14 protein-coding genes are annotated in these 18470 nt (G+C 71.6%); 8 read left to right on the top strand and 6 right to left on the bottom strand.

From position 1 onward, the window contains the following. Positions 1 to 31: 31 nt before the first annotated feature. Positions 32 to 772, bottom strand: coding sequence for an MIP/aquaporin family protein (locus tag BKH32_RS06875; RefSeq protein WP_075249246.1), 741 nt, complete (start codon positions 770 to 772; stop codon positions 32 to 34). Positions 773 to 943: 171 nt separating this feature from the next. Further along, complete coding sequence (locus BKH32_RS06870) at positions 944 to 2755, bottom strand: glycerol-3-phosphate dehydrogenase/oxidase (protein ID WP_075249245.1); 1812 nt, start codon at positions 2753 to 2755, stop codon at positions 944 to 946. Between the two features lie 376 nt (positions 2756 to 3131). On the opposite strand from BKH32_RS06870, the gene BKH32_RS06865 reads away from it, so the two are divergent. The 7 genes from BKH32_RS06865 to BKH32_RS14420 all read left to right on the top strand — a co-directional run bounded on the left by BKH32_RS06865 (position 3132) and on the right by BKH32_RS14420 (position 10310). Further along, the gene (locus tag BKH32_RS06865) at positions 3132 to 4277 is read left to right on the top strand and encodes a sugar-binding transcriptional regulator (protein ID WP_075249244.1); all 1146 of its coding nucleotides are present in this window, start codon (positions 3132 to 3134) and stop codon (positions 4275 to 4277) included. Positions 4278 to 4403: 126 nt separating this feature from the next. After that, positions 4404 to 5036, top strand: coding sequence for an amino-acid N-acetyltransferase (locus BKH32_RS06860; RefSeq protein ID WP_075249243.1), 633 nt, complete (start codon positions 4404 to 4406; stop codon positions 5034 to 5036). A 108-nt stretch (positions 5037 to 5144) separates the two neighbouring features. Beyond that, positions 5145 to 5630 carry a hypothetical protein gene (locus tag BKH32_RS06855; protein ID WP_075249242.1) on the top strand — a complete coding sequence of 162 codons (486 nt, stop codon included), beginning with the start codon at positions 5145 to 5147 and terminating at the stop codon, positions 5628 to 5630. A gap of 122 nt (positions 5631 to 5752) precedes the next feature. Further along, on the top strand, positions 5753 to 6715 hold the full coding sequence (locus BKH32_RS13570) for a hypothetical protein (RefSeq protein WP_143222749.1): 963 nt from the start codon (positions 5753 to 5755) through the stop codon (positions 6713 to 6715). Between the two features lie 454 nt (positions 6716 to 7169). Then, a complete protein-coding gene (locus BKH32_RS06845; RefSeq protein ID WP_256691248.1) occupies positions 7170 to 7748 on the top strand; it encodes a hypothetical protein in 579 nt (192 codons plus the stop codon). A 196-nt stretch (positions 7749 to 7944) separates the two neighbouring features. Beyond that, positions 7945 to 8832, top strand: a complete 888-nt coding sequence (locus BKH32_RS06840) for an A/G-specific adenine glycosylase (RefSeq protein WP_075249276.1) — start codon at positions 7945 to 7947, stop codon at positions 8830 to 8832. 215 nt (positions 8833 to 9047) lie between these two features. Then, positions 9048 to 10310 (top strand): hypothetical protein, encoded by a 1263-nt coding sequence (locus BKH32_RS14420; protein ID WP_256691247.1) that lies wholly within the window; start codon positions 9048 to 9050, stop codon positions 10308 to 10310. A gap of 59 nt (positions 10311 to 10369) precedes the next feature. Here BKH32_RS14420 and disA read toward each other — a convergent pair whose 3' ends face one another. From disA to tkt, 3 genes are all read right to left on the bottom strand, one after another. Beyond that, positions 10370 to 11440: a DNA integrity scanning diadenylate cyclase DisA gene (gene disA / locus BKH32_RS06830; protein WP_143222750.1), complete on the bottom strand. Its 1071-nt coding sequence runs from the start codon at positions 11438 to 11440 to the stop codon at positions 10370 to 10372. Between the two features lie 314 nt (positions 11441 to 11754). Then, a complete protein-coding gene (radA, locus tag BKH32_RS06825; RefSeq protein WP_075249240.1) occupies positions 11755 to 13134 on the bottom strand; it encodes a DNA repair protein RadA in 1380 nt (459 codons plus the stop codon). A 143-nt stretch (positions 13135 to 13277) separates the two neighbouring features. Then, positions 13278 to 15368, bottom strand: coding sequence for a transketolase (tkt, locus tag BKH32_RS06820; RefSeq protein ID WP_178384572.1), 2091 nt, complete (start codon positions 15366 to 15368; stop codon positions 13278 to 13280). A gap of 211 nt (positions 15369 to 15579) precedes the next feature. On the opposite strand from tkt, the gene BKH32_RS06815 reads away from it, so the two are divergent. After that, positions 15580 to 16962 (top strand): MFS transporter, encoded by a 1383-nt coding sequence (locus BKH32_RS06815; protein ID WP_081376727.1) that lies wholly within the window; start codon positions 15580 to 15582, stop codon positions 16960 to 16962. Between the two features lie 37 nt (positions 16963 to 16999). Here BKH32_RS06815 and BKH32_RS06810 read toward each other — a convergent pair whose 3' ends face one another. Beyond that, positions 17000 to 18376 carry a hypothetical protein gene (locus tag BKH32_RS06810; protein WP_075249237.1) on the bottom strand — a complete coding sequence of 459 codons (1377 nt, stop codon included), beginning with the start codon at positions 18374 to 18376 and terminating at the stop codon, positions 17000 to 17002. Positions 18377 to 18470 lie beyond the last annotated feature (94 nt).

The following is an 18470-nucleotide window of genomic DNA, read 5'->3' as shown; positions in this document are numbered from 1 at the left end:
TGATGTCGATGCGGTCAAGGGGCTGGCGGGCTCAGAACAGTCCGGCGATGTGGGGGACGATGAGCCCAGCGGCGACGGCGCCGATGATGGGGCCGACGACCGGGACCCAGGAGTAGGCCCAGTCCGAGTCGCCCTTGCCGGGGATCGGCAGGAGGGCGTGTGCGATGCGCGGGCCCAGGTCACGGGCCGGGTTGATGGCGTAGCCGGTGGGGCCGCCCAGGCTCAGACCGATGACGACGATGACCAGGGCCACGGCCAGCGGGCCGAGGCCGGAGGGGGTCTTGCCCGAGGCGATGATCCAGGCCAGCAGGACGAAGGTGCCCACGGCCTCGGTCACGACGTTCCACCCGTAGGAGCGCACCGCCGGGCCGGTGGCGAACACTCCGAGCTTGGCGGCGGCGTCGGCCTTCTGGTCGAACTGCTTCTTGTAGGACAGCCACACGGCGGTGGCGCCCAGGATGGCGCCCACCATCTGGGCGGCGAAGTAAACCAGGATGGTGGTCGCCGAGGCGGGGATCCCCTCGGCCAGGTCCCGTCCTGCGACTGCCAGACCGATGGTGACGGCCGGGTTGAGGTGCGCTCCGGTCTTGTAGGCGGCGTAGACGCCCACGAAGACCGCCAGGCCCCAGGCCATGGTGATGACGATCCAGCCGCCGTCCTTGGCCTTGGATCCGGGCAGCGCGACACCGGCGACGACGCCGCAGCCCAGAAGGATGAGAAGGAAGGTCCCGAAGGCCTCCGAGGCGAAGATCTGGGTCAGGCTCGCAGACATGTGCGGCTCTCTTTCTGCACGACGGTGTGCGGGTTCATTCAGGACTGCGAGGTCCGGTTTGTCGGCGGTGGTTGGGTGGCCGTGGTGCCCGCCTCCGCCGGAATCTGCGGGCACCACGGGGATCCCGTGGGCCGAGCGGAACCGGGTGCGGTCCGCTCGGCCAGCAGGAGACTAGATCGGCTCGGTGATGTGCGCCACTGCGGCGGCGTCGGTCAGCTCGGCCTCGGCCGCGGCGATCTGAGCCACGCGCTGAGCGTAGGCCTCCTTCTGGGTGGCGACGTCCTTGTCCGACCAGTTCAGCAGCGGTGCCATGATCGCCAGGATCTCGTCGGCGGCGGCCAGGCCCCGGTCGCGGTGCGAGAGGTCCAGGCGCACCCGGCGCAGCAGGACGTCGTCGAGGCTCTCGGCGCCCTCGTGGGTGACGGCCCAGACGACCTCGGCGCGCAGGTAGGTGGGGGCCTCCGCCAGCGGCTCGCCCAGGCGCTCCTCGGGGCCGGCGGCGTCGATGGCCTCCAGCAGGGCCGGGGTCTCGTCGCCGTAGCGGTCCAGCAGGTGGGTGACCCGCTCCAGGGTCCAGCCGCGCTCGCCGGCGATCCGTCCGGCCCGCTTGGCCAGGGCGTGGTAGCCGGCCGCACCCACCAGGGGCAGCTCCTGCGTGGCGCAGGGGTGGGCGTGGGACAGGGCCTCGCCCAGGGCGTGGTCGACGGCGTCGGAGGCCATGACCCGGTAGGTGGTCAGCTTGCCGCCGGCGATGGCAGTCAGCCCCGGGGCGACCCGGGTGACCGTGTGCTCGCGGGAGACCTTCGTGGAGGCGGCCTGCGCACCCGGCTTGAGCTTGGGCTGGAGCAAGGGGCGCAGGCCCGCGTAGACGCCGATGATGTCGTCGCGGGTGATGGGCCGCGACAGCACGGAGTTGGCGTGCTCGAGGATGTAGTCGACGTCGGCGGCGGTGGCCACGGGCTTGGAGACGTCCAGGTCCCAGGGGGTGTCGGTGGTGCCGATGACCCAGTACTCGGGCCAGGGGATGATGAACAGGACGGACTTCTCGGTGCGCAGGAAGACGCCGGTCTCGGCGTCGATGGCCTCCTTGGGGACCACGATGTGGATGCCCTTGGAGGCCAGGACCTTCAGGCCGCCCGCGTCGGTGGCCAGGTCCTGGACGTCCTCGGTCCACACGCCGGCGGCGTTGATGGTGCGCTTGGCCCGGATCTCGTGGGCGGTGCCGGTGGCCAGGTCGGTGACGCGGGCGCCGTGGACGTGGCCGCGCTCGTCGGTGAGGAAACCGGTGACCTTCGTGCGGTTGGCGGCCAGCGCCCCCAGTCCGACGGCGGTGCGCACCAGGTCGATGACCAGGCGGGCGTCGTCGACCCGGGCGTCGAAGAAGCGGATGGAGCCGGCCAGGCCGCTGGTGTTCAGGGAGGGAGCCAGGGCGGAGGTGCCCTTGCGGCCCAGGTGGCGCTGGATCGGCACGGTCTTGCGGCCGCGGGAGCCGGCCAGGGCCAGGGCGTCGTACATGCCCACGCCGACGGCGGAGTAGGAGCGCTCGTAGTGGTGCTTGAGCGGCCACAGGAAGGGCTGGGCCTTGACCAGGTGCGGTGCGGTGGTGCTCAGCAGGCGGCCGCGCTCGGTGAGGGCCTCGTGCACGAGGGCGAAGTTGAGCTGGTAGAGGTAGCGCAGGCCGCCGTGGACGAGCTTGGAGGACCACGAGGAGGTGCCCGAGGCCCAGTCGCCCATCTCCACGATGCCGGTGCGCAGGCCGCGGGCCGCCGCGTCCAGGGCGATGCCGGCGCCGGTGACGCCTCCGCCGACGACGAGGACGTCCAGGCCCTCGGCCGAGGCCATCTCCTCCAGGGCGCGCTCGCGCTGGGCGGCGTTGAGCGCGGTGTCCTGGATGGGGGCGGGGTAGGAGGGGACGGCGGGGCCAGCCGGGCCGGAGCTGCGGGAGGGGGTCTTCTTGGAGGAGGGCTTGCGGGTGGAGGTCATGGCTCCTGGGCTCCTACGTGTCGTGAGGTCGAAACTGGTGAGGCTGTGCGGGACCGGTCGGCGTTGACCGGGGTGCCGGCTCGGATGCGGGTCGGGTCCCGGCTGCCGGTGCCGGGCCCGCCGTGTTCCGTCGCGCTCGCACGGTCCGTCTGTGGTGGCGAGCACCACTGTCCGCCGCGTGTGGGAGAATGCGCAAGGTACGTGCACTAATGTGCAGGCGGCTTTCGAGGTATCCACAAGAATGTCCGCTTACCTGTGCGTACAGTCCTTCTCGCCGGGACGTCTGCTGTCGTGCCCGGGAGGCTCGTGCCCTCCCGCCGTGCGGAACGGCTGTGCGGAACGGCACCGTCGTCGGCGGGAGGAGAAGGAGGATGACGTGACTGGCAGAACCGCTGATGACGCCGCCGGGAGCGCGGCGAGTACCGCCGACCCCGGTGGTCTCCTGCGCGCCTATGAGGCGGCCTCCATGTACTACGTCCAGGGCGAGACGATGGAGGTGATCGCCCACCACCTGGGGGTGTCGCGCTCGACCGTCTCCCGGCTTCTGGCGCGTGCCCGCCAGGAGGGCGTCGTGCGGGTCAGCCTGGTCCAGCCCGGTGGCGCAGGCTCCCTGGAGGGGCGGATGGCGCAGGTCTTCGGGGTCCGCACGCATATCGTCCCGGTGCGCGAGGGCACCACGGAGATCCACCGCCTCCAGCAGGTCGCCTCTGTCGCCGCCGCGCACATGGTCGACCTCGTCGGGGCCCTGGCCGAGCAGGACGGGGCCGAAGGAGCCGGTGCACCTGACCCGGGTGGCTCCGAGGACGAGAACCGCGGCGGGGTCGGCGGGGAGGGCCGGGACGTCGGCGCAGGAGGCGTCGTCGTCGGCGTCGCCTGGGGCACCACCATGTCGGAGGTCAGCGCCGCCCTGCCCTCACGGCCCGTTCCGGGGCTGACCGTCGTCCAGCTCAACGGCGCCTCGGATCCCATGCGTGAGGGGCCCAGCGCCGGCGAGGTGCTCTCCCAGATGCGCCTGTCGCTGGGGGCGCGCACGATCTCCTTTCCGGTGCCGGCCTTCTTCGACCATGTGGCCACCCGAGAGGCCATGTGGTCGGAGCGCTCGGTCAAGCGGGTCCTGTCGGTGGCGCGGCGCGCGAGCCTGGCCGTCTTCGGCGTCGGCGCCCTCGATGCCCTCAACGGGGCCCTGCCCTCCCAGGTCTATGAGGGTGGTCACCTCACCGCCCGGGAGCAGGCCGTCCTGCGCCGCCAGAACGTGGTGGGGGACGTGTGCACCGTCCTGCTGCGCGCCGACGGCTCCTGGCGCGACGTCACCCTCAACGCCCGGGCAACCGGCCCGACTCCCGCCCAGCTCGCCCGGATCCCGCGCCGCCTGTGCGTGGCCGCGGGGACCGGCAAGGCCCGCGCCCTGCTGGCCGCGCTGCGCGCCCGGACCGCCACCGATCTCATCGTCGACGACGCCACCGCCCGCGCCGTCCTGGAGCTCGCCGAGGCCCGGGGCCAGACGGGAGGCGGTTCTCGATGAGCCGCGAACGTGGCAGGATGTGGGCCCGGATCGCGCTGCGGTCTGCTCACGGCTCCGACGTCGCCGGTGGAGCGCCGGCTCTCGGGGTCCAAGACCAGAACTGAGCCCTACTGAATGCGGACAACGATGAACAGCACTGCTGTCATGACACATGAACACCTGCTCGCCGGCCGGGCGACACGTCGGGCCGAGGTCTACGGGGTCGACGGCTTCCACCGCGTCCTGCGCCCGGCGCGCCCGGCGGACGTGCGTGCCATCGCTGAGCTGGTGCGTCCCTACGCCGAGCGGCGCGTCCTGGTCTCCAAGGACCTCATCTCCTACTTCGAGGACATCCAGGAGTTCATCGTCGCCGAGGAGATCCCCGACGCCGCCGGGCCCGGTGGGGCAGATGGCGGGGAGGCGCCGGCCGTGCCCAGGATCGTGGGCTGTGGGGCGTTGCACGTCATGTGGGACGACCTCGCCGAGGTGCGCACCCTGGCCGTCCACCCCGACGCCGTGGGGACCGGACTGGGCTCGGCCATCCTGCGTGAGCTCATCGCGCAGGCCCGGGAGATGGGGCTCAAGCGGGTGTTCTGCCTGACCTTCGAGGAGCCCTTCTTCGGGGCTCACGGCTTCGAGCCGATCGAGGGCACCCCGGTGGGGGCGGACGCCTTCTCCGAGATGCTGCGCTCCCACGACGACGGCCTGGCCGCCTTCCTCGACCTGGCCCGGGTCAAGCCCAACACCCTGGGCAACGCCCGCATGCTCCTGCACCTGTGAGCCGATCAGGCTGAGTGGCCGGGTGCGGTTTCATGATCGGGCGCGGTCCTTTCGGACAAGCAGCCGACAACTGTGTGACAGCCGTGCGACAACCGTGGAGGAGCACCCATGATCCGCAACGTTCACGAACGCGTCATCAACGCTCCGCTCGAGCCCCTGGGCATCCTGCTCGACGCTCTGGGGCAGAAGGACGATCGCCTCTGGCCCTCGCGGCACTGGCCGCCGATGGTCCTGGACCGGCCTCTGGCGCTCGGGGCCGACGGCGGCCACGGAGCCATCCGCTACTACGTCAGCGAGTACGAGCCCGGCCGACGAGTACGGTTCACCTTCCGTCCCCGCACCGGGATCATCGGTGCCCACGAGCTGAGTCTCGACGCCCTGGACGATGAGCGCACCCGCATCCGCCACATCCTCATCGGCCGTCCCCGTGGCACCATGCGGCTTCTGTTCTCGGCCGTGGTCGAGCCTCTGCATGACGCCGTCGTCGAGGACCTTTTCGACAACGCCGAACGTGAGACCACCGGCACGGTCGTCCGTCCCGCGACATGGTCCCCGCGGGTGAGGGTGCTGCGCCGTCTCACCGGTGGCAGATAGCCGCCGAGGGCGGCCAAGGGGCGATGGGGAGTTCCGCCGGGGCTGTATAGAGGCCGTCACGGTAGCCTGACGAGGCCTTGTCGCATTCCCGTGCATCCGAAGAACCTGTGAGGAAAGCGCTCATGAGTCATCCACCGGTCAACGGCCCCTACAACCAGCCCGGCCAGTACGGCCAAGCCGGCCAGCAGAACCAGTACGGTCAGCCCGGCCCCTACAACCAGCCCGGCCAGTACGGCCAGCCCGGCCAGAACGGCCAGAACGGCCAGTACGGTCAAGCCGGTGCCCCCGGACCTCAGGCGCAGTACGGCCAGACGAGTCAGACCGCTACCGGCCAGTACGGTCAACCCTTCCAGTACGGACAGCAGGCAGGACAGCCCGCCGTGGCTCAGCCGGCATCCTACGGCGTTCCGGGTGCGCCGCAGTCGTCCCCGGCCCCGCAGCCCGACTACCAGCCCTCCCAGCTCGGCCCCATCCCCGTGGACCAGGACAGGCTGGTCCTCAAGCCCACGGCGACGACGGCCAGCCGCATCCAGCTCATCGTGGGCGGAGGCTTCGGGCTGGTGTGCCTGGCCGGAGCGGTATGGAACCTCATCCACCTCGGTGATGAGGGAACGATCACTGCATTCGTCGTCCTGCTGCTCCTCGGGCTGTTCCTGCTGCTGGGCGTCCTGTTCCTCATGTCGGTGCGCACGGTTCTCGACGCCACCGGCATCCACATCGGGGCCGGCGGCAGAGGCCGCGACATCCCCTGGCCACGGTCGCGCACGGGTCTGTTCGTCAAGGTCTCCGGTGCGCCGGCGGCCCTGAATGCCGCCGCAGGCAGGGTCGAGATCCGTCACGCCGAGGGTCACGTCGTCGACCCCGAGGGCAGGGCCGTCACTTTGGCCGGTCTGACCTGGTCCGGTATCAGCGCCCAGGCGCTGGAGGCGAAGGGCACTGCCGAGCTGGACCGCATCTGGGAGTGGGCCGTCGCGCGCGGATACACCCAGGAGACGGGTGAGTACGTCGAGCTCAAAGGCGTTCTCGGTGTCCAGCAGGGGCTCCGGGAGCGTCAGGAGCGCCGTCAGGGCCTGAACCGCCTCTGACTCGCGGCGGGCGCGGACGTCGAGGAAGCGCAGCCTCCTCCAGCATTCCCGGTCCATGGGGAGGACTGGCCCCTTGGAAGCGGTGCGGTCGCGGTCGGTGTGGAATACGCTCACGGCACTCCACCACCCGCGGTCTGGTGCGGACCGCCTTGATGAGGAGGTTCCCATGACGCAACCACCGACAGGCTCTTCCTACGGCCGACCCGCCCCCTGTCGCCAGTCCGGGAGCCGACCCGCTTCCTACGGCCGCCCTGCCCCTCAGGGGGCGCCCGGTCAGTACGACTCGGTCGGGTACGGCCGGGCTGGTGGCGGTCGATCGAAGGACGGCCGATCGAGCAGCCAGCAGCCATCGGCCCCTTCTGCCCCCGTTCCCGTCGCTGCGCTCCAGGGAGTCCCCGAGGTCCAGACGTCCACGCCGCCGGTGCATCGTCCCGGGCGAGCATCCGCTGTGCCGGTGACCGACAGGTTGGTCCGCCGTACCGCCGCGACCGGGTCCGGCTGTATCGTGCTCGTCCTGTGTTGCGCCGTCGGGTTGCTGCTCCTGGCGTCCGGGCTCAAGACGATCGTTGGCGGCGGGGACGATTCCACGTTCGGCTTCACCATGCTCATCACCGGGCTGATACTCCTGGTGCCGGTTTTGATGATGATGTCCATGCGGACCGAGTTCGACTCCAGTGGCATCCACACGCGAGTTCTCGGCTTCCGGCGCGACATCCCCTGGCCCCGGTCCCGCAGTGACCTGTTCGTCAAGCGTCCCAGTGCGCCCCCGCTGCTGGTGATTCTCCTGGGACTCGTCCTCATAGTCCTGGCCCTCCTCGCCGGGGACGCTGGGGACGCTGCCGGCGTGAGCCTGAGTGCCAGGGCCTACGTCAGGGTCCCTCAAGGGCGAGCCGTCTGGTTGCCGGGGCTGACTCGTCGAGGCCTGCTGAGGTCCACGATGGTGCGCCGGGGAGATGCCGAGCTGGACCGCATCTGGACCTGGGCCGTGGCCCGCGGCTACACCCAGGAGACGGGTACGCCCGTGCGATCGTAGGTTAAGCCTCGGGTTCGTAGGGTAAGGGTACGAACCGGAGTCCTACCGTACGATCGCGAGGAGTGCGACGACTCTCAGCCGGCTGGTGACGAAGGTATCCGGCCCCGTCCAAGCCCTTGCCGCTACGGTGTCCCCCGTGCCCGCCCGCCCCGCCTGTCCTGACACGATCACCGCTGATCCCTCGGCGCAGGCCGTCATGGCCTGGTATGACGCCCACGCCCGCGACCTGCCGTGGCGCCGGCCCGGTACGACGCCGTGGGAGGTCCTGGTCTCGGAGGTCATGAGCCAGCAGACCCCGGTGACCCGCGTCGTCCCCGCCTGGCAGGAGTGGATGCGGCGCTGGCCCGGCCCCGCCGAGCTCGCCCATGCCCCCACCGCTGAGGTGCTGCGGGTCTGGGGTCGCCTGGGCTACCCGCGCCGGGCCCTGCGGCTCATCGAGTGCGCCCGCAGCGTCGTCGAGCAGCACGGCGGTGTCCTGCCCGATGACCTGGACGCCCTCCTGGCCCTGCCCGGGGTGGGGGAGTACACGGCCGGCGCGGTCCTGGCCTTCGCCCACGGTCGGCGCGCCCTCGTGCTGGACACGAATGTCAGGCGGGTCCTGGCCCGCGCCGTCGGAGGCCAGGCCCTGCCCGCTCCCAGCCTCAACCGGGCCGAGCGCGAGCGGGCACTGAACCTGCTGCCCGACGACGACCCCACCGCCGCTCACTGGTCGGTGGCCGTCATGGAGCTCGGCGCCCTGGTGTGCACCGCCCGCGAGCCGGACTGCGGTGCCTGCCCGTGGCGGGCGAGCTGCGCCTGGCTGGCGGCCGGCCGCCCCGCGGACATCCACGCGGGCCGACGTCGCAGCCAGGCCTGGCACGGCACCGACCGACAGGCCCGCGGACTGGTCATGGCCCGCCTGCGGCAGGCCGCCGACGGGCGGTGCGTCGAGGCCGGTGAGCTCATGGCCTGCGCCGCCAGGGCGGGGGCGCGAGCCTCCAGCGGTACTCCCGACCCCGAGCAGCCGACGCGCGCCCTGGCCACGCTCCTGGCCGACGGGCTCATCGCCACCGACGACGACGGCGCCACCTACCGGCTTCCCTAACCGCCTGCCGACCCGCGTACCGCCCGGCCGCCTGCCGGGGACGCACCAGAGGGCTTGCGGAGGGCAGCGGCGGTGGATCAGCTCTCGCCACCCGCGGTGCGCCGGGCGGCTGACCCCGGGCCCGCGCGGACAACGACGAAGGTCTCACGGGCCTGCGCATCGCCGGGGCGGGGCGCTCACGAGCCTGGGACCGCGGCGCCGGTAGAGTCGTGACCATGGCCAAAGGACGCGGACGCAACCATGGGGAAAGCGCAGGACGACGAGGCTCGGCCCGTCGCGGCGCAGGGTCCTCATCGGGGCGCTCGTCCTCGGGCTCCCAGTCCCGGCCCCACCGGCAGAGCGCTTCCGGCGGTGGGCCGCGGTCGGGCGCCGGGCAGTCCTCCTCAGCCCGCTCCGGCGGGACGCCCCGATCCTCCCAGACCAAGGGGCGCGGCGGCCGCGCTTCGGGCACCAAGTCGACCAGACGTCCCCCGCACTCGAAGCAGACGGGCAGGCCCTCCGGCGAGCACTCGGGCACGCCGACCCGGGCCGGCCGGGACCAAAGGGCGCAGAAGGGACAGACCGCCAAGAACCGCCGCCCCTCCCAGGGCAACCAGGGGGCCTCGACGGCGCGCTCGCGGCAGGCCGCGCCGGGAACCGCTCGCTCCGCCCGGACGAGCTCGACTCAGACGGCTCGCTCCGATCGTCGTCGAAACGGATGGGGCGCGGGCATCCAGTGGGCCCGCATCGGCGGCGGACGGCTCACCGGCGCCCCCGACTCGATCCCGCAGGGCCCCGACCAGCCCCACAGCGGGCGCCTGCGCAAGCCGATCCCGCCCCAACCCCGCTACGGTCTGCGCCGTGCCCTGGTACTGGGCGGAGTCCTGCTGCTCCTCCTGCTGTTCATCGTGGCCATCGTTGTCGGCTACCTCTGGATCCGCAGCACCATCCGCACCCAGGATGAGGAGCGCGCCGCCGCCCAGGTGCACACCGTCTACCCCACGCCGGGAACCTGCGACCCCGCGGCCCTGTCGAGCACGGTGCAGGGGCCCGAGTCCGTCGGTGTGGGCGCCGGGGCGACCTTCTCCATCTCCCTGGTCAACAGCGGCCAGGCGCCCTGCCTGATCGATGTCGGCAGCCAGGCCCTGGGGGTGCGGGTCTCCTCGGGCTCTCAGCAGGTGTGGGACTCCCTGACGTGTCCCGTGGGCCAGACCGAGCGGGCCCTCCTTCTGCCGGCGGGCAAGGGCGCCGAGGTCACCGTGACCTGGAACGGCAACGCGGCCACCTCCGACTGCGCGGCGGCCAATGCCGCACCGGCCTCCCCGGCCGGTGCATCGGCCTCCTCCACGCCGAGTGCCACCGGCTCCTCCTCTGCGAGCCCCTCGGCGGGCCAGGCGCAGACCGCCCCCGGCAACGCCGCGGGCGCGGGAACCTACCGCTTCCGCTTCGTCATGGGGGACAAGGACCTCACTGAGGACCGGGTCTTCGTCGTCGGCTGACGGCCGGCTACAGGCGGGGCCATGCAGCGGCCGGCGGAAAGGCCTCGCGACCGGGGAGCTCAGGAGTAGCGCTCGACGACGGAGATCTCCGCCAGCCGTGACAGGCCGTCGCGCAGGGTCCGGGCCCGCTGGGCGCCCACGCCCTCGACCGCCTCGAGCTCCTCGATGGTGGCCCCGAGGACCCCCTGCAGGGACCCCCACCGCTCGACGACGGCGCGCGCCGTCACCACCGGCAGGCGCGGGATCTTGGAGAGGATCCGCAGGCCGCGCGGGGAGACCTGGGCGTCCAGGTCCTGGCCGTCGATACCGCCCAGGCCCATGGAGCGCGCCACCATCGCCAGGTCCAGGAGGGCGGGGGAGCCCACCCACTTCAGGCGCGCATCCACGGTGGTCGTGTCCAGCCCCTCGGGCAGGTAGTCCTCCAGGAGGAAGCCGTGCTCGGCGAGCAGGCCCCGGGTGAGCTCCTCGACCTGGAGGGCCAGGAGGCGCCCGTCGGTGCCGAGCTCCAGGACGTAGGAGTCGATGTCGGCGGAGATGCGGCGAACCATCTCCATGAGCTGGAGGACCGAGGTGACGTCACGGACGGTGACGAGGTCCTCGATCTCCAGGGAGTCCAGGCCGGCAGAGGTCTGGTCGAGGCGGGCCTTGTAGCGCTCCAGGGCAGACAGGGCCTGGTTGGCGCTGGCCAGGATCGACTCGCTGGGCTCCAGGACGTGGCGCTTGCCGTCGACGTACAGGGAGATGATCCGCATCGACTGGCTCACGGAGATGACCGGGAACCCGGTCTGGCGGGCCACGCGCTCGGCGGTGCGGTGACGCATGCCCGTCTCCGAGGTCTGGATCGAGGCGTTGGGCAGCAGCTGGACGTTGGCGCGCCGGATCCGGGCGGTGTCCATGTCGACGACGACGCCGCCGTCCATCTTGGCCAGCTCACGCAGGCGGGCGGCGGAGAGCTCGACGTCCAGGTGGAAGCCGCCCGAGGAGATGGCCTCCACGACCGGGTCGAAGCCCAGCACGATGATCGCCCCCGTACGTCCGCGCAGGATCCGCTCCAGGCCGTCGCGAAGGACGGTGCCGGGAGCGACGAGCGCAAGCGTCTCGTGCAGCTGGCCAGCGGCCTCGATCATCATCTCTCCTGATCTCGCGGTGTCCTGGGGAAGGGATCGCACAGTGAGCCCGCCGGGGCGCGGACCGTGCTGAGGGCCTTCGAGCCTTGCAGCATCCAGGTGAGCGCGCACCCCGGTGCTCACGCCCCCATGGTATCGGCAGGCGGGCCGACCTTCGGAGAGGGCCTTCCCACACTGGACCACTCGGTCTGTTGACGCCGCCCGGCGGAACCATGGCGGACACGTCACCTGCTCGACCCTCGTGGCCGCCCCTCGCCCCGGGGTTCGTCTGCATCGCCTGTGCTGCCTGGGTTGCCTGCGTTGTCCGCGCCGTCCTGTCAGCCATGCGGGAGCGCCGCCCCCATGGCCTCACCCACGTGCGCCACCGGCAGCACCTGCATCCCGGAGACCTCGCGCAGCTCGGCCGAGCCCGCCAGCGGCACGATCGCCCGGTCGAAGCCGAGACGGGAGGCCTCCGCCAGGCGCCGCTGGATGCCGACGGTGGCACGCACCTCACCGGTGAGCCCCACCTCGCCGAAGGCCACCAGGCCTGCGGGCGTGGGCAGGTTGCGCGCGGCCGAGACCACGGAGATGGCCACGGCCAGGTCCGTGGCCGGCTCGACGGCGCGAGCCCCGCCCACGGTGGAGACGTAGACGTCCGCGCTGGAGGTGTCCACCCGCAGCCGGGCGCTGAGGACGGCCAGCGCCATGGCCGTGCGCGAGTGGTCCACCCCGGAGGTGGTGCGTCGTGGGGAGCCGGCGTTGGTGGGGGCCACGAGCGCCTGGATCTCCACCGGCATGGGACGGCGCCCCTCCAGGGTCACGGTGGCGCAGGTACCCGGCACCTCGGAACGGGCGGCGGACAGGAACAGGCCCGAGGGGTCCGCCAGCCCCACGATGCCCCGCTCGCCCAGGTCGAAGCAGCCGACCTCATCGGTGGGGCCGTAGCGGTTCTTGACGGCCCGCAGCAGCCGTAGGCGGGCGTGGCGGTCACCCTCGAACTGGGTGACGACGTCGACCAGGTGCTCCAGGACCCGGGGCCCGGCGATCCCACCGTCCTTGGTCACGTGCCCCACGAGCAGCACCGGGATATTGCGCTCCTTGGCCACCGCGATGAGTGCGCCGGCCACGGCCCGCACCTGGGTGACGCCCCCGGCACTGCCCTCGACCTGGGCCGAGGCGATGGTCTGGACCGAGTCCACAACCAGCAGGGAGGGCCCGGCCGCCTCCACGTGCCCCAGCAGGGCCCCGAGCTCGGTCTCCGCGGCCAGGAGCAGCCCGGGATCCAGGGCGTCGATGCGCTCGGCCCGCAGCCGCACCTGCGAGGCCGACTCCTCCCCGGTGACGTAGAGGACCGGCCCGTCCCCGCGCTCGCGCGCCATGGCGGCCGCCTTCGCCGCGACGTCGAGCAGCAGCGTGGACTTGCCGACCCCGGGCTCGCCGGCCAGCAGCACGACGGCGCCCGGGACGATCCCGCCGCCCAGGACCCGGTCCAGCTCGCCCACCCCGGTGGGGCGGGCCCTGGCCTCCGTGGCGCTGACCTCCCCGATGGGCCGGGCGGCCACCGTCGGTCGCACGGCGCCGGCGGCCCGGGTCTCCTCCAGGGTTCCCCACTCGCGGCACTCCCGGCACTGGCCCATCCACTTGGGACTGGACCAGCCGCACTCGGTGCAGCAGTAGGAGACCTTGGGGACCTTGGGACTCTTCGATGCGGGCATGACCGGAGAGTATTGGGGCCCACCGACATCTATCCCCACACGTCGAGCCGGGCATTTTTCGCGTAGCCCTACGGTTTTTCTGTAGGGCTACGCGAAAAATGCCCGGCTCGGTGCTGGTGGGGCGGCTGCGGGCGCGGCGGGCCTCAGCCGCGGGTGCGGGCCAGGGCCTGGCGGGCCCGCTGGGCGACGTTGTCGGCGGTGAAGCCGTACTCCTCGAACAGGGCGGAGGCGGTGGCGGAGGCGCCGTAGTGCTCCAGGGAGACGATCTCGCCGGCGTCGCCGACGAGATCGCGCCATCCCAGGGCAATACCCGCCTCGACGGCGACCCTGGCGGCGCCTACCGGCAGCACCTGCTCCCGGTAGGCGGCGTCCTGCTGGGCGAACCACTCCAGGCAGGGGGCGGAGACCACCCGGGTGGGGGTGCCCTGCTCCTGGAGGATGTCTCGGGCGGCCACGGCCACCCCGACCTCGGAGCCGGTGGCGATCAGGACGACCTCCGGGGCCGTCTGGCGCCCATCGGCGTCGGCGGCCTCGGCCAGGACGTAGGCGCCGCGGCGCACGCCCTCGGCGGCGGCCGTGGCGGAGGCGCTCACGGTGAGGTTCTGACGTGACAGGGCGATGCCGGCCGGCTCGTCGTGACGGCGCAGGATCTCCGCCCAGGCCGCGGCGGTCTCGTTGGCGTCCCCGGGGCGCACCACGGCCAGGCCGGGGATCGCGCGCAGTGCCGCCAGGTGCTCGACGGGCTGGTGGGTGGGGCCGTCCTCGCCGACCCCGATGGAGTCGTGGGACCACACGAGGACCGGTCCGATGCCCATGAGCGCCGCCAGGCGCACGGCCGGGCGCATGTAGTCGGAGAACACCATGAAGGTGCCCCCGTAGGGGCGGGTGAGCCCGTCCAGGGCGATCCCGTTGAGGATCGAGCCCATGGCGTGCTCGCGCACACCGAAGTGGAGGGTGCGCCCGAAGGGCCCGTCGCCCTCGGACTGCGCCAGGCAGGCGGGTAGGAAGGAGGGCTCGCCGGCCATGGTCGTGTTGTTCGAGCCGGCCAGATCCGCCGAGCCGCCCCACAGCTCGGGCACCACACCGGCCAGGGCGGAGAGCACCTTGCCCGACGCCGCACGGGTGGCCAGGGACTCACCCACCTCCCAGGTCGGCAGGGCCTCCTGAAGGCCCTCGGGCAGGCGGTGGGCCTCAAGACGCTCCAGCAGCGCGGCGCCGGCGGGGTTGGCCCGCCGCCAGGTCGCGAAGCGCTCGTCCCAGGCCACTCGGGCGGCCCGGGCGTTGTCGGCGGCCCGCTTGCGGGCGTGGGAGACGACGTCGTCGGGCAGGATGAAGCTCTGCTCGGGGTCCAGGCCCAGGGCCCGCTTGAGCCCGGCGATCTCCTCGGCCCCGAGCCTGGCGCCGTGGGAGGAGGCCTGGCCCTGCTTGGTCGGGGAGGGCCAGGCGATGACCGTGTGCAGGCGGATCAGCGACGGGCGCGTGCTCTCAGCGCGGGCCGCCACGATGGCCTCGTGCAGCGCCTCAAGGTTCTCCGCGTAACCGTCGGGGCCGGTGCGCCAGTCGACGTCGAGCACCTGCCAGCCGTAGGCCTCGAAGCGGGCCGAGACGTCCTCGGTGAAGGCGATGTCCGTGTCGCCCTCGATGGAGATGTCGTTGTCGTCGTAGATGGCGATGAGGTTGCCCAGCTGCTGGGTCCCGGCCAGGGAGGCGGCCTCCGAGGTCACGCCCTCCTGCATGCAGCCGTCGCCGAGGACCGTGTAGACGAAGTGGTCGAAGACCGACTCACCCAGTGGGGTACCGGCGTCGAGCAGCCCGTGCTCGCGGCGCGCCGCCATGGCCAGGCCCACCGCGTTGGCGAAACCCGCCCCCAGCGGGCCCGTGGTGGTCTCCACCCCGGCGACCTCACCGAACTCGGGGTGACCCGGCAGGCCGGCCGGGGAGCGGAAGGCCGTGAAGCCCTCCAGGTCGATGTCGTATCCGGCCAGGAACAGCTGGATGTACTGCATCAGTGAGGCGTGCCCGATGGACAGGACGAACCGGTCGCGTCCCAGCCAGCCCGGGTCCGCCGGGTCGTGGACCATTTCACGCTGGTAGAGCAGCCACGCCACCCCCGCCAGGGAGATCGGCGTGCCGGGGTGCCCCGACCCGGCCTTCTCCACGGCGTCGGCGGCCAGGGCCTTGGACACCGCGATGGTCTGACGGTCGAGGTCGGTGAGCAGCGGCTCAGCGCTCATAACTGCGGACTCCTTGTGCATGAGGGTGCGTCTTGCCCGTGGCCACGGGCGCCGTGACGGCGGTGCATCGCGGTGCATCCGCGGGCGGGCATCAGGGATGATCCTTCCCGCTTCCGTGGAGGCGGGCAAGTACAACCATGAGCGCGTGTGTCTCTCACAGCCGGGGCCTGTGCCCGGGGCGGCCGCCCCCTTGGCCTAGAGTGGGCCGCATATGGGTACAGCAATGGGACGCCCGGTGTCGGCGGCGGCTCGCGGGAGCGCTTTGGAGCAGATCGACTCCCGGCCCCTGACGGACCATCAGCGAAGCATCATCGCTCTGGCGATTGTCGCCAACGTCTCTGAGTTCTTCGACATGTTCCTCATCGGCTTCGCCGTCGTCCAGCTCCAGAGGGAGTGGAGCCTGGGCGGTTTCGAGACCGGTGTCATCCTGGCCTGCTCCGGGCTCGGGACGGTGCTCGGCTCGGTCCTGTGGGGCCGGGCCGCCGACCGGATGGGCCGACGACGCACCTTCTTCTGGTGCGTCCTGCTCTTCACCGTCTTCACCCTGGCCTCGGTGTTCACCCCCACCGGCTGGTGGATGATGCTGGCCCTCCTGCGGGTGCTGGTCGGTGTGGGCGTCGGGGGCCTCAACATCGTCTCCATCCCTTACGTCCAGGAGTTCGTGCCCACCAGGCAGCGCGGTCTGCTGTCCGGGCTCGGCTCAGTGTTCATCCCGCTGGGGCTCTTCCTGGGCTCCCTGGCGCAGCGGGCCCTGCATGACAGCTGGCGCGGCCTCATTGCGCTGGGGGTCCTCCCGATCCTCCTGCTGGCCTGGATCCGGCTCGTCCCGGAGTCGCCCCGCTTCCTGCTCTCCCAGGGCCGCGAGCGCGAGGCCCGCGAGTCCATCGCCTGGGCCCTGGAGCTGAGCCCCGACGCCGTCGGAGCCCTGCCGCCGGTGCGGACCGGACCGCGCATCGCCTACCGCGAGCTGCTGCGCAAGCACCTGCGGGACCTGCTCATCGTCTCGGTCGGCTCCTTCTGCTTCATCCTGGGCTCCTTCACCGTGCAGTCCTGGGGGCAGACGCTCCTGGAGATCGGCTTCACCGACATCGGCGCCGACGCCGTGGGGACGCTCTTCATGGGAGTCTCCCTGGTGGATCTGCTCGGGCGCCTGACCTCGGCCTGGCTCGCCGACCGGATCGGGCGGCGCTGGACGATCTTCTCCTTCGGTCTCATCGGGGCGCTCGGTGCGGTCATCGTGGCCCTCTCCGCCCACTGGGAGGCTTCGTGGATCGTCTTCTTCACCGGCATCTGCATCACGATGGGCTTCGGCGACGGCGCCTTCGGGATCCTCAACGCCTTCGGCGGTGAGCAGTTCCCCGACGACGCCCGGGGCACCGGTCTGGGCCTGGGCTACGGCATCGGTGCGAGCGCCAAGATCCTCGGCCCCCTGCTCATGGGGGCGATGCTCGGCTCCGGCAGCCTCCAGGAGCTGGCGCACCCGCTGGCGGCCGTCGTCCCGGCCTTCCTCTTCTTCGCGGCCATGCTGGTCCTGGGCGGTTTCATCTACCTGCTGGCCCGTGAGACCAAGGGCGAGCCCCTCGAGGTCATCTGAGTGCCCGAGCGGTGCGAGGGCTTCAGCGGGCGCGGGCTCAGGACTTCCAGGCGGTGGCCGGGTAGAAGGCGCCCTCGTTGCTGAATCCGTAGGGCGTCACCGTCACCATCTCGTGCTGGCCGCCGGTCGGGGACTCCAGGATCACCGCACCGGTGTCCAGGTTGATGAGACGTAGACGGCCGCCATTGAGGGCGAGGTAGAGGATGGAGCCGTAGATCGCCGCGCTCTTGTAGGACTCCTTCTCGGTGGACTTCCGGGTGAGCATCGCGGTCGCGGAGCCGTTCTTGCGGACCTGGATGTAGTCGGTCTTCCTGATGACGTACCCGTTGCTCGCGGTGAGGCTGGCGTGCTTGTCCTCCTTGTCGACCGGCAGATCCGTCAGCTCGGTCCGCTCACCGGTGGCGAGGTTGATGCACACCTCGGGGTAGGGCGGCTCCTTCGCGCGGCTGTCGACGGCGTAGAGATAACCCTGGTGCACGAGCTGGGCGCTCACGTTCTCGATGGGGTGGGTGACGCCGTCGGCGAGGGTGACGATGGCCGTGTGGACCTTCTCGTCGTCACTGAGCAGGGCCACCGCCTCGCCGCCGTCCACCGCGCAGAAGCGCTGGGAGGTGACGGAGTCCAGGTCGAACTGTACGGACAGGTCCTTCGTCGACAGTCGCAGGGCCCGGTGCGGGACGGTGCTGGTGATCAGGAGGCTGGCGCCGTCGGAGGTCAGTGTCATCGAGGAGCCGGCACGGTAGGTCGACGCCCTCGCCTTGAGGGCAAGATTCTCCCCGATCAGCGTGCTGGCGACGATGCGGCGGTCGGCCAGGCGGATCTTGAGCAGACTGACTCGTCCCCGGTTCTCGGGGCGCTCGTTGACGACGTCCTCGCGACCGGTGATGAGATAGGCGAACTCGTCGTCACACGCAGCGGCGCTGGTGAACTGCTCGGTGATGAGTGTGCCGGGGGCGATGCGGTTTCCTCCGGGAACGCCACCGACCTGGGGGACTGTCATCGGCTCGATGCGATACCCGTGCTCGGAGTCGTCCGGTACGAGGGTGTAGGTCGTCGGCCCCTTCAGGTCCACGATGATGGGGCGGTCGCCGGACAAGCCGGCGGTGTCGTCGTCGCTGTTGACGTCATAGGCGATGAGAAAGGAGCCGCGGGTGGTCTCGACCATCGCGTTGGTCGGCCACGGATGATTCTGATTCTCCTTGACGCGCAGGGGCCACACCGCCTCACTGCCGAAGTTGGTCGGGATGGCGGTGGCTTCCGGGGGCGTGGACAGTGATGCGTGAAGGACAGTGGGTGGTTGAGGGATCAGCGTGCGTGCGATGCGCTGCTTGATGCTCGCGCAGCCGCTCAAGGACAGGGCACCGGCGCCCGCGGTGGCGCCGAGTGCGGCGGTGAGGAAGATGCGACGACGCATGGTGACCTGCCCGGTACTGACTCTGCTGGATTGACGGGGGACATGTTACGTGACCGGGCGCGGTTGGACGGAGAAATACCGCACCCGGCCACGT

The sequence above is a fragment of the Actinomyces oris genome (assembly GCF_001929375.1).
Lineage (GTDB): Bacteria > Actinomycetota > Actinomycetes > Actinomycetales > Actinomycetaceae > Actinomyces > Actinomyces oris_B.
The sequence above is the reverse complement of the archived record's forward strand: the minus strand, read 5'-3'. Positions and strand labels throughout refer to the sequence as shown.